8 protein-coding genes are annotated in these 13,237 nt (G+C 28.8%); 6 read left to right on the top strand and 2 right to left on the bottom strand.

Annotation, left to right across the window (positions count from 1 at the left end; translation table 11 throughout):
• Positions 1 to 171 precede the first annotated feature (171 nt).
• From Q0W06_RS03850 to Q0W06_RS03835, 4 genes are all read left to right on the top strand, one after another.
• Entirely contained in the window at positions 172 to 954 is a 783-nt protein-coding gene (locus Q0W06_RS03850; protein WP_297631662.1) for an SDR family oxidoreductase, read from the top strand.
• A gap of 14 nt (positions 955 to 968) precedes the next feature.
• Entirely contained in the window at positions 969 to 1,784 is an 816-nt protein-coding gene (locus tag Q0W06_RS03845) for an HAD family hydrolase (RefSeq protein WP_297631659.1), read from the top strand.
• 245 nt (positions 1,785 to 2,029) lie between these two features.
• On the top strand, positions 2,030 to 4,165 hold the full coding sequence (locus Q0W06_RS03840) for a YhgE/Pip domain-containing protein (protein WP_297631656.1): 2,136 nt from the start codon (positions 2,030 to 2,032) through the stop codon (positions 4,163 to 4,165).
• A gap of 17 nt (positions 4,166 to 4,182) precedes the next feature.
• Positions 4,183 to 6,486 (top strand): YhgE/Pip domain-containing protein, encoded by a 2,304-nt coding sequence (locus Q0W06_RS03835; protein ID WP_297631653.1) that lies wholly within the window; start codon positions 4,183 to 4,185, stop codon positions 6,484 to 6,486.
• Between the two features lie 46 nt (positions 6,487 to 6,532).
• Here the strand turns inward: Q0W06_RS03835 and Q0W06_RS03830 are convergent, their stop codons facing one another.
• Both Q0W06_RS03830 and Q0W06_RS03825 read right to left on the bottom strand, forming a co-directional pair.
• On the bottom strand, positions 6,533 to 7,750 hold the full coding sequence (locus Q0W06_RS03830) for an ABC transporter permease (RefSeq protein WP_297631650.1): 1,218 nt from the start codon (positions 7,748 to 7,750) through the stop codon (positions 6,533 to 6,535).
• The gene (locus tag Q0W06_RS03825) at positions 7,743 to 8,474 is read right to left on the bottom strand and encodes an ATP-binding cassette domain-containing protein (protein WP_297631647.1); all 732 of its coding nucleotides are present in this window, start codon (positions 8,472 to 8,474) and stop codon (positions 7,743 to 7,745) included. The genes Q0W06_RS03830 and Q0W06_RS03825 overlap by 8 nt, the downstream gene beginning before the upstream one ends.
• A 457-nt stretch (positions 8,475 to 8,931) precedes the next feature.
• Between Q0W06_RS03825 and Q0W06_RS03820 the strand changes: the two genes are divergently transcribed.
• Together Q0W06_RS03820 and carB are read left to right on the top strand one after the other, a co-directional pair.
• The gene (locus Q0W06_RS03820; protein ID WP_297631644.1) at positions 8,932 to 9,981 is read left to right on the top strand and encodes a carbamoyl phosphate synthase small subunit; all 1,050 of its coding nucleotides are present in this window, start codon (positions 8,932 to 8,934) and stop codon (positions 9,979 to 9,981) included.
• Between the two features lie 22 nt (positions 9,982 to 10,003).
• The gene (carB, locus tag Q0W06_RS03815; protein WP_297631641.1) at positions 10,004 to 13,219 is read left to right on the top strand and encodes a carbamoyl-phosphate synthase large subunit; all 3,216 of its coding nucleotides are present in this window, start codon (positions 10,004 to 10,006) and stop codon (positions 13,217 to 13,219) included.
• Positions 13,220 to 13,237 lie beyond the last annotated feature (18 nt).

Here is a 13,237-nt window from a genome sequence, read left to right as displayed (position 1 = left end):
TTAAATAAGATTTAATTTATAATAAAAATTTTATCAAGTTAAAGCATGATTAAGGTGAAGTGTATGTGAATTTCACATGAAGAGTAAAGAATAAAAGGTATAATTTTGAAAATAATATCCAAAATTTATATAATAGTATATAATTATTCTAAATAAAATTAGGAGTAGTTTATGGAAAAGGAAAAATATACATTAATAACAGGAGCTACTAAAGGCTTAGGATATGAATTTACAAAACTTTTTGCAAAAGACAACAAAAATTTGTTTTTAATAGCAAGAAATGAAATAGATTTAATTAACTTAAAGAAAGAGATATGTAGCGAATTTAATATCAAAGTAAAGATAATGGCCATAGATTTATCTTATAGAAGTGAGATAGATAAACTTTTTAAAAAAATTGAAGAAAAAGAGATATTCATAGAAAATCTTATTAATAATGCTGGAGTTGGAAGTTTTGGATATTTTGATGAAATTAACGAGGAGAAAGATTTAGAGTTAATTAATTTAAATATACAAGCTTTAACAATTTTAATAAAAAGATTTCTTCCAGAGATGAAAGAGAGAAGAGAAGGTGGAATTTTAAATGTAGCATCTACTGCAGCTTTTGTAGGAGGTCCTAAAATGAGTACATATTATTCTTCAAAAGCATATGTATTAACATTATCAGAAGCAATCTATGAGGAGTGCAAAGAATCTAATGTTACAGTATGCTGTCTTTGCCCAGGACCTGTTAAAACAGAGTTTCAAAAAAATGCAGGAATAGTTAAAGCAGAAAAAGCTAAAAAATATTTAATGGATGCAGAAAAAGTAGCAGTAGAAGGTTATAAAGGGTTTAAGGTTAAAAAAGCTATAATTATACCAGGTGGTAAAAATAAGTTAATGGTTATAGGAACAAAATTTTTACCACGTAGTTTAATTAGAAAAATAATATTTAATACAAATAAAGAGAAATAAAAGGAGTGAATAGAATGGGGATTTTTGATGGAATAGTATTAGTTTCAGATATGGATGGTACTATGATAAATAAAGAAAAGAAAATATCAGAAAAAGATTTAAGAGCAATAGAGTACTTTAAAGAAAATGGTGGACTATTTACTATAGCAACAGGAAGAATGCTTCCATCGGCGAACAGATATGCGAAAGATTTGAAGCCGAGTTTACCTATAATTCTATACAATGGATGCAAGATATATGATTATTCAACTAATAGTATGATTTTAGAATATTCCTTAGAAGAGGAAAGAAAAGAAGTTATAAGAAAACTTATGAAGGTTAAAGGGATTGGACTAGAGGTATACTCAGAAGAAGATATTTATGTTTTTAAGGAATGTCATTTAACAAAAAGATTTTCAAAACTTGGATATAATGTTATTCATACTTCAGAAGGAGAAATTTGGAATAAAAATTGGACAAAGATATTAATAGTAGGAGAAGGAGAGGTTTTGGATGGTTTTGAAAATGATTTTTCAGAATATGAAAATAAAAGACCTTTAAGAAGTGCTATAAAATATTTAGAAATTGTACCAAATTCAGCTTCGAAAGGACAAGCTTTAAAAAAACTTATTAAACTGAAAAATTTAGAAGAGTATAAGATAGTAGCGATTGGAGACAATATGAATGACGAAGCATTGTTAGAAGTAGCTGATTATGGATTTGCAGTAAAAAATGCTAATCCGAGACTTTTAGAAAAAGTAAATTTAATAGCACCATCAAATAATGAAAACCCTATTGAATATGTAATAAAATGGATAGAAAAGAATGTTGTTTTAGCTAATGTTTATTAGATAAATTAAAAAAATATGAATTTTAGTCAGTTTTGATAAAATAGAGTTCTTTTTGGAAAAAATTAGTTGAAATTAATTTGATTAAAAACTTAAATAAGGATATAATTCTTAGTGTAAAATGTTTTGGATTTTGGAAATATTTTACGAAAAATCCTAAACTTTTAGAGTTTGGGATTTATTTTTTACTTAAAAGGATTACATAGGTAATTAAATTTTAAAGTGGTTTTAGGAGGTGAAGTATAAATATGAAAAATGCTTTAAAGGTATTTAGAAGAGATCTTAAAGCAATGATAAAAAATCCAATTACAATGATTATTATATCAGGGCTTTGTATAATACCATCATTATATTCGTTTTTAAATGTAATTGGATGTTGGAATGCTTATCAAAATACATCTACAATACCGATAGCAGTAGTAAATGAAGACCAAGGAGCTAGTATATCAGGAAAAAATCTTAATATAGGGGATAATGTAGTAGATAATCTGAAAACTAGTAACACCATAGATTGGAAGTTTGTAAGTGCAAAGGAAGCTGATATAGGATTAGCATCAGGAAAATATTTTTCAGAATTATTGATACCGGCAGATTTTTCAAAAGACTTGGGAACATTAGCAACAAATAATCCTGTAAAGCCTGAACTTATATATAAAGTTAATACAAAGGCAGGGCCTGTTGCAAATAAAATAACAGAGGTTGCACAACAAACATTATTAACACAAATACAGTCGAGTGTTATGTCAACCATAACTTCACAGGGATTTGGAGTTCTTAATAAGTTCGGAAATGAAGCTAGCTCTAAGAAAAATGAAATAATAGAACTAAAAAGTGCAATAATTGATCTTAATGATAATATGGGGTTAGTTATAGATAATTTAAATAAAGCATCTGAAAGTTCTAAGACTTTGAATGGGTACATAGATAGTTTAAAAACTATAATGCCAACATTTAATAATAGTTTATCTCAAATTGAGACAAATACGAAGAACATAGGGCAAGTTATGTCCAGTACCAAGAGTATTTTAAATCAATCACTTAATGCAATGAATCTTAATTTAACTTCTTCAGAAAGTATAGTTAATAATATGAAGAATATGGCTATGAGTTTAACAGCAGGAAGTAATGTAAATTCTATGATTAATAATATATTGAGTGACGTAAATATTGTTAAAAGTAATATAGATACTAATTTAAAATTTTTAAATAGTATAAATAAGGGTATTAATAATTCAAATATTAATGCACTAATTCAAAATCTTAATGGAATTAATAATTTACTTAATGAACAAAGTAATAATATAAAAAATACAATTAATAGTGGAAATAATTTATCTGAAAGTAATATGAAACTTATTCAAAATGCAGCTAATTCTATAGTTTCTTCAATGAATACTATTAAAGACAGCTATAGTAATGGCGGGAATGAAGCTATTAATAATATTACTAATGGATTAATTAATGCAACTAATAGTGCAGATAGTTTAATATCGGAAACAGAAAACCTAAATGGTAGTATTCAAAATTTATTAAATAATGCTTCAAATGGAGCAAATTTAACAACTACTTCAAGTGCACAGTTAGTACAATATTTAAATCAATATAAAGGACTAATAAGTCAACTTAGTGATAAGTTGAAAGGAATTAGTGATGATAATATAAATCAGCTAATAGCAGTTTTAGAAGGAAATCCAGTTGTAATGGGAGATTTTGCAACATTACCTTTTAATTTTGAACAACAATCAATATACCCAGTTGCAAACTATGGTTCAGGAATGACACCGGTTTATAGTGTATTAGCATTTTGGGTAGGAATGCTTGTATCAGGAGCGCTTCTTAAAACAGCACCTCCAGAAATTGAGGAGTTTGAAGAAATGTCGATTAGAGAAAAACATTATGGAAAAATGATGACTTATATATTGATAGCCATAATACAATCTTTAATAATAACCATAGGAGCAAAATTCCTAGTTGGTGTTCAAGTAGTAAATTTACCTTTATTTATTTTAGGATCTTTAGTGACCTCCATAACATTTGCCATAATTGTATATACATGTTTATCTATGTTTGGACATCTTGGAGATGCAATATGTATAGTTTTAATGGTTGTACAATTATCAGGAACAGGAGGAACTTATCCAGTTCAAGCTATGCCAGCTTTCTTTAGAGCGGTAGAGCCATTTTTACCATTCCCTTATGGGGTAGACTTAATGAGAGAAGCTATTGGAGGCCCATATTGGGCAAATGCAATAAAAGATATAATAGCTCTTTGTGTATTTGCAGGAGTATTTTTACTTATTGGTTATTTCTTTAAACCAAGACTAAGTGGGATGGTTAAGAAAATGGATGAAGTTTTTGAAGAATCAGGATTAGCAGAAGAATAAATTAAGGAGAAAAAGAGATGAAAATACTTAAGGTACTAAAAAGAGATCTTAAAAATATTAGAAAAAACAAAGTTGCATTAGGTATTATAATAGGGCTTTGTATAATACCATCTCTATATACATGGATTACATTAAAAGCAAACTGGAATCCATATGTTGATACAGGAAATGTTCCAGTAGCTGTAGTTAATGAAGATAATGGAACCATAATAAATAATAAAATAGTTAATTTTGGAAAAGAAACTGTGGATCAATTAAAAAATAATGATTCTATGAAATGGGTATTTGTAGGGCCGGAAGTTGCAGAACAAGGATTAAAAGATGGGACCTATTACTCTGAAATTATAATACCAAGTAATTTTTCACAAGATTTACAAACTATATTTAGTGGTAATCCTATAAAACCAAATCTAATATATAGAGTTAATGATAAAACAAATGCAATTGCAGCTAAAATATCAGATTTAGCAGTTAATCAATTGCAAGTTCAAATTAAGCAAAACTTTTTTGAAAGTTTAGATAAAATATTACTAAACTATGCAAATAGTTTAGGTAGTAATATTAAGGATAATCAATCTTTAATAGTTAATTTAAAAAATATAGTTGCAACAGCTAATAATAATGTTAATAATATAAGCGGTAATATTAATTCAAGTGAACAAAGTGTTCAACAACTAACTAAATATTTAGAAACAATTAAAAATGATATACCCAATATATCTAAACAAATTGATAACTTACAAGGTGTAATAACATCAAGTAAATATTTATTACAAGCAACTCAAAATAATGTTAGTAATATTCAAAATAATATAAATAGCAGTATGCAAGAACTTGGAAATGTAAATACTTCTCTAAACAATTTTATTCAAGATTTAGAGAATACTGTTAAAACACAAGAAAGTATAAATTCTTCAGCTATTAATAGTGCACAAAGTGGTGAAAATACAGCTAAAAAAGATGCAGATACTGCAGGAAACACTATTGTAAATGATGGGAAACAAATTACAAGTGATGCAAATTCTATGAAATTAAGTAAAGAACAGATTGAAGCAGATAAGAAAAAGTTACAAGATATAATTGGAGCAAATAAAAACTTAAATAGTGTTTTAGATACTGTAGGAAATCTCTTAAATACATTAAATAACATAGATGCAACACCACAATTAAATAATTTAATCAATATAATAAATAATTTAAAACAAAATGGAAATAATCAGTTAAATGAATTACAAGATTTAAATAACTATTTATCTAGCCAAAATTCTATATCAGCAAGTGAGTTAAATAGCAAATTGGCAGGAATAAAAACTTTAAGTACAAATCTTACAAATGATATAAATGAACTTAACAGTAGTTATGCAAATACAATAAATTCATTTGTAACATCAATGAATACTAATTTAAATGAAGGACTAAATAGTGCAAATAACATTCTTGAATCAAGTAAAGCTATTTTACCAGCACTACAAAGCATTGCTAATATGGGAATTACAACAAGTAATTTAACAGTACAGCAAGCACAAGAACTTCAGCAAAAATTAGATAGTTTAAATGGAACTTTAAGTAATCTTAAAACTAGTACAGATAAGTTAAATAATGAAGCTTTAAATAATTTAACTAATTTATTAGATAAAAATCCAAATGAATTTTCTCAATTATTCTCATCACCAATAGGAATGAAAATAGAAGAGTTATATGGAATGTCTGTTTTTGGAGTAGGATTAGCACCATTCTATACAGTACTATCTATATGGGTGGGAGCATTATTATGCACAACTATGATAAGTACAATTGATAGAAAGAAGAAAAACAAAACAAAAAGCGATGCTCTAGCAGTTCATTTTGGAAGATTGATATTATTTATGGGAATAAACTTTATTCAAGGGACTATAGTTTCTTTAGGAGACGTATTTATTCTTGGGATAAAGCCGGCAAATTTCTGGTTGTTTATGGGCTTTACTTGGCTCACAGGAATTGTATTCACAGTAATAATATTTACTTTAGTTTCACTGATGGGGAACTTTGGGAAAGCAGCAGCCTTAGTAATAATGGTTATTCAAGTTGCAGGATCTGCTGCGATTTATCCAATTCAGGTTAACCCGGAGTTTTTCCAAAAACTTGAGCCATTGTGGCCCGTTACCTATGCTATAGATGGCTTCAGGCAAGCAATTGGGTCACCAGATTGGACACAAGTTGCTAAGGACGTAAAGTTTTTACTATTATTTTTAGTTATATTCTTGATTTTAGGACTTGGAAGAATGTTTGCTTATCCAGCTGCAGAGTGGGTAGAAAAGCAGTTTGGAGAGTCTAAATTATAAAATTATATGATAATAAGGAGTTGCAAAAAGCAACTCCTTATTTATATTAACTTCTAAAAACAACTTCTTCTCTTGAAAACATCCATTTAGTAGCTAAGAAAGCTAAAATTAAATAAATTATATTCCAAAATAAAACTATGCCTATATGATTATAATTTGTAATACCAACCATAAGCTCCTTCATAAGAGATACTGAATTTGCAATTGGTACATGGAACATAAATCCTGAAATAGACTTGGCATCCATAAGCATTGGAATATAAGATATTAACATAATAGGTGTAATAACACCTGAAAGATAAGTTCCAGCTTCTTTTGATGATCTTGCAAATATACTTATACTTATTTGAATTGCACATATAGCAAGTAAAAGAATTAATAATAAAACTATCATAACTAATAGAGATTGAGGACTTAGGTCAAAAGCAAAAGAGGTATTTTCAATATGTCCTCCAGCACTTGTAGCCATAGTTTTCATAAAACTTTGTAATCCAATATACATGGATATTAAACTAGCAATCATAGTTAAAGTAGAAACTACGCTTATGGCAGCAGTTTTACCAAAAATAAGTGAATTTCTATCACAGGGAGTTGAAAGTAATGGTTCAAAAGTATTTCTTTCTTTTTCTCCTGCACCTAAATCAGCTGCAATTCCTAGAATTGGTGCAAACATAAATACTATTATAAGGGATGGCATCATTCCACCAAGGCTTCTAGCAATAGGATTCATAGCTTCTTTTCCATCAGCTACAATACCTGATTTTACATCAATTGAAAATGGCTCTAGAATATCTGTATCAATTCCTTTATCTTTTAATCTTTCACCAACAATTTTATCTTTTAATCCAGAAGTTAGGTTTTCAAATAGAGATACTGCCATAGCAGAGTTATTAGATGAATCATCATATAAGACTTCTAAATTAGCTTTTTTACCAGAAGTAATTATTTGATCAAAATCTTTAGGGATATTTATTATAAGTTGAATAGTTCCCTCTTTTAATGCTGTTTTAGGATTTTCTATATCTCTAATTTTTATATTATTTTGAGATTGTAAAATATTATAGATAGATGAAGTTTTGTCTCCTTCAAGTACAATGTTTATTTCTTCTTCAGCTATTTGCATAGTTTTAGTAACACCGTATCCCATAATTTTGTACATAACAGGAAAGAGTATTATAGGTAAAATTATAGTAAATAGGATTGTTTTTTTATCTCTAAAAATATCCTTAAGTTCCTTTTTTAAAACTACTAAAAAACTATTCATTAGAATGACCTCCTATTAAAGATACAAAAACATCTTCTAAATCGTTGCTATTATGTTTAGATTTCAATTTAGCCACTGTAGAATCTTCTAAAAGAATTCCTTTGTTGATAATTACAACTCTATCACAAAGCTTTTCAACTTCTTGCATTGAGTGACTTGAAAATAAAACAGTTTTACCATCGTTTTTGCACTTACGAATAAAATCATGGACAACTCTAACAGCACTTACATCAAGACCAGTACATGGTTCATCTAAAAGAATAACATCAGGATTGTGGACAATTGCTCTAGCAATTGAAACCTTCTGTTTCATACCTCTAGAAAATTTTGAAACCTTTTTATCGATATAATCATCCATATCAAATTTACTAGATAAATGATCTATTCTAGTATCCGCATCTTTATCAGACATGCCATAAAGATTAGCAAAATATTTAATGTTTTCTCTAGCAGTAAGCCTATCATAAAGCCCAATATCACCGCCAAAGAGAATTCCTATATTTTTTCTAACTTCGATTGGACTAGATTTAGCTGAAATATTATTTACTAAAATATCTCCTGAGCTTATCTTTAGCATAGTTGAAATCATTCTAAGCGTAGTTGTTTTTCCAGCACCATTTTCTCCGAGTAACCCCACTATCTCGCCAGGATTAACAGTAAAGGAAAGATCATTAACAACTGTAGCTTTCTTAAAAGTTTTTGTTAAGTTAGTTAATTCAATCATAAATTTACCCCTTTATTTCAATTTACAAAAAATGTTAATAAAATTATTATATCATAAATTTTGGAAAATAAAACAGTTTTTAGATACTATTTTTTAGTAGGATAAATAACTTATTTTGGAATAAAATATAACTTATGGGGTTGCAATAAATTTCAAGATTTTGATTGACATGTAAATTAGAATAAACTACAATAATAAAAAGAATAAAATTAGAGTTAAGGTACACTTTAAATTGGTCCCGTGAGGCCAGAAAGGAAGTATGCACTATGTTATTTACAAAAGTAGGAAATTACATAGAATTGTCTTTGAAGGTTAATTTAAATATTGAACATATAAGGATAGTAAAGAGAGCAATTTAAAGGAAAAATGGTCTCTTTATTGTCCTTTTTTTAATGTTTTAATGAACTTTAGAGTGTATTTTTAGCTTCAAACATATATTTTAAAGGAGGGCTTACGCATGAAAGCAAAGCTTATATTAGAAAATGGTATGGTTTTTGAAGGTAAATCATTTGGATATCTTAAGGAAAGTGTTGGAGAAGTTGTTTTTACTACAGGAATGACAGGATACCAAGAGGTATTAACGGATCCATCTTATTATGGTCAAATAGTAACTATGACATATCCTTTAATAGGTAATTATGGAATAAACCTAGAAGATATGGAATCTAGTAGACCACAAGTAAGAGGTTTTATAGTTAGAGAAAAATGTACAATGCCAAATAACTTTAGATGTGAATTAACTTTAGAAGATTATTTAAAACAAAATAAAATAATCGGATTAGAGGGAATTGATACTAGAGCCTTAACAAAAGTTTTAAGAAATAGCGGAACCATGAAAGGAATAATAGTTTTAGATGAATCTACATTAGAAGATGTAAAAGATAGAATAGAATCTTTTACAAATAAAGAAGCAGTATCGAAAGTAACAGTAAAAGAAAAGTATGAAATAGCTGGAACTGGAAAACATGTAGCAATAGTAGATTACGGTATAAAACAAAACATAATAAGAAACTTTAAAAAGAGAAATTGCAGAATAACAGTTTTTAATGCAGATGCAACTGCAGAAGAAATTCTTAGCGTAAATCCAGACTTAGTATTTTTATCAAATGGACCTGGGGATCCACAAGACTTAGAATTTGCTATAGATACAATTAAAAAAATAATAGGTAAAAAACCAGTAGTAGGAATATGTTTAGGACATCAACTATTAGCTTTAAGCTTAGGTGGAAATACTACTAAATTAAAATTTGGACATAGAGGATGTAATCACCCAGTTAAAGATTTAGAGACTGGAAGAGTTCATATTACATCACAAAATCATGGATATGTTGTAGATGAGTTACCAGAAGGAACTGAAGCAACACATTTAAATATAAATGATGAAACTGTCGAAGGATTAAGACATAAAACATTACCTATATATTCAGTACAATTCCATCCTGAAGCATCAGCAGGACCACAGGATTGTGAATATATTTTTGATAAATTTTTAGAGTATGCACTATAGGATTAAGTAGGAGGAATTTATTATGCCATTAAATAAAGATATTAAAAAAGTTTTAGTTATAGGTTCAGGACCAATTATCATAGGGCAAGCAGCAGAGTTTGATTACTCAGGAACACAAGCTTGCCAAGCTTTAAAAGAAGAAGGTATGGAAGTTGTTTTAATAAACTCAAACCCTGCTACAATAATGACTGATAAAGAAGTAGCTGATAAGGTTTATTTAGAACCATTAACTATAGAGTTTGTAGAAAAAGTTATAGCTAAAGAAAGACCAGATAGTTTACTTGCAGGAATGGGTGGTCAAACAGGACTAAACCTAGCAGTAGACCTTTATGAAGCTGGAATTTTAGATAAATATAATGTAAAAGTAATAGGAACTTCAATAGAATCTATCAAAGAAGGTGAAGATAGAGAACTATTTAGAGATATGATGAACAGAATAAATGAGCCTGTTATTCAAAGTGAAATTATAACAGATTTAGAAGCAGGAGTTGCATTTGCCAATAAAATAGGATATCCAGTGATAGTAAGACCTGCATATACTTTAGGTGGAACTGGTGGGGGAATTGCTGATGATGAAGAGCAATTAAAAGAAATACTAGAATCAGGATTACAGTTAAGTACAATAGGGCAAGTTTTATTAGAAAAATCAGTTAAAGGATGGAAAGAGATAGAATACGAAGTAATGAGAGATTCTTATGGAAACTGTATAACCGTATGTAACATGGAAAATATAGATCCAGTAGGAATTCATACAGGAGATAGTATAGTTGTTGCTCCATCACAAACTCTTTCAGATAAAGAGTATCAAATGCTTAGAACTGCATCAATTAATATAATAAATGCAGTAGGAATTGAAGGGGGATGTAATGTCCAATTAGCATTAAATCCTCATAGTTTTGAATATGCAGTAATTGAAATAAATCCAAGAGTTTCAAGATCTTCAGCTCTTGCATCAAAAGCAACAGGATATCCAATAGCTAAACTTGCATCAAAGATAGCATTAGGATATGGACTTGATGAAATTAAAAATGCAGTAACAGGAAAAACTTATGCATGTTTTGAACCAAGTCTTGACTATGTAGTATGTAAAATTCCAAAATGGCCTTTTGATAAATTCTTTAGTGCAGATAGAGCATTAGGAACAAAAATGATGGCTACTGGAGAAATAATGGCAATAGGAGCTAACTTTGAGCAAGCATTCTTAAAAGGAATAAGAAGTTTAGAGATTGGTAGATACTCATTAGACTTTAAAAAGTTTAGAGATTTAAGTATGCAAGAATTAAAAGAAAGAGTTGTAACTCCAGATGATGAAAGAATCTTTGCATTAGCTGAGATGCTAAGAAGAGACTATAGAGTAGAAAAAGTTTCAGAAATTACAGGGATAGATAAATTCTTCGTAGAAAAAATTAAATGGATAGTTAATGAAGAACAAAGATTAAAATTAAGTCATATAGAAAATTTAGATAAAGAATGGTTATTAAACTTAAAGAAAAAAGGTTTTTCAGATAAAGCGATAGCAGATTTCTTACAAGTATGTCCTGAGGATGTAAATAGATTAAGAGATATCTGGAATATTAAGCCTTCATACAAGATGGTTGATACATGTGCAGGAGAATTTGAAGCGTTATCACCATACTATTACTCAACTTACGAACAGTATGATGAAGTTGTAGTTACAGAAGGTAAAAAGAAAGTTATCGTTATAGGTTCAGGACCAATAAGAATAGGGCAAGGAGTAGAGTTTGACTATGCTTCAGTTCATTGTGTTAAGTCATTAAGAAAGCTTGGAATTGAAACTATTATAGTAAATAATAACCCAGAAACAGTAAGTACAGATTTTGATATATCAGATAAATTATATTTTGAACCATTAACAGAAGAAGATGTTTTAAATATAGTAGAAAAAGAAAAACCAGATGGAGTAATTCTTCAGTTTGGTGGGCAAACTGCAATAAAACTTGCAAACTTTATGAAAGAAAAAAATATTCTAACACTTGGAACTACTGCAGATCAAATTGATATGGCAGAAGATAGAGAAAAGTTTGATGATTTACTTGAAAAGCTTGGAATAGCAAGACCAAAAGGAAAAGGTGTGTGGAATATAGAAGAAGGATTAGAAGAAGCAAGAATCTTAGGATTCCCAGTACTTGTTAGACCTTCATATGTAATTGGTGGGCAAGGTATGGAAATAACTCACGATGAGGAAGAGTTAACTTACTACCTAAACAATGCTTTTGCAAAAGATAAAAAAAGTCCAATTCTTATAGATAAATATTTAATGGGAAGAGAAATTGAAGTAGATGCAATTTCAGATGGAGAAAACATATTAATCCCAGGAATAATGGAACATTTAGAAAGAGCTGGAGTTCACTCAGGAGATAGTGTAACTATGTACCCAAGCCAAAATATTTGTGAAAAAATAAAAGCAGATGTTTTAGACTATACTAAAAAATTAGCTCTTGAAATAGGAATAAAAGGAATGATAAACATTCAGTTTATAGAGTTTGAAGGAAGTTTATATGTTATAGAAGTTAATCCAAGAGCTTCAAGAACAGTTCCATATATAAGTAAAGTTTCAGGTGTACCAATAGTTGATTTAGCTACAAGAGTAATGCTTGGAGAAAAGTTAGTAGACTTAGGATATGGAATAGATGTATATAAAGAACCAGAATTAATATCAGTTAAGGTTCCAGTATTCTCAACTCAAAAACTTCCGAATGTTGAAGTTTCTCTAGGACCAGAAATGAAATCTACAGGAGAAGTATTAGGAATAGGAAGAACATTAGAAGAAGCTTTATATAAAGGTTTTGTAGCTGGTAGTATGTATCCTAAAATGGAAAAAGGAAAAATATTAGCAACTGTCAAAAAACACGATAAAGAAGAATTCTTAAAAATGGCTAAAGAACTTGCAGAAGTAGGATATACATTCGTATCAACTACAGGAACTTGTAAGATGTTAAAAGAAAATGGAATAGAAGCAGAAGAAGTTAGAAGATTAAATGAAGATCATCCAAATATATTAGATATTGTAAAAAGTAAAGGGGTAGATTTAGTAATAAATACTCCAACTAAAGGAAATGATTCTAAGAGAGATGGATTCTTAATCAGAAGAGCCGCTGTAGAACGTAATATAGGTGTTATAACAGCTTTAGATACACTTCAGGCTATAATAAATGTCAAGAAGAAAAATCTTGAAAATAACAAGGATTTAGAGGTATTTAATATAGCTGAAATTTAAGAATAAAAAAGGAACTTA

Origin of the sequence: uncultured Clostridium sp., from assembly GCF_947072515.1 — a bacterium.
Lineage (GTDB): Bacteria > Bacillota > Clostridia > Clostridiales > Clostridiaceae > Clostridium.
Note: the sequence above shows the minus strand (reverse complement) of the source record. Positions and strands in the feature narration are given on the sequence as shown.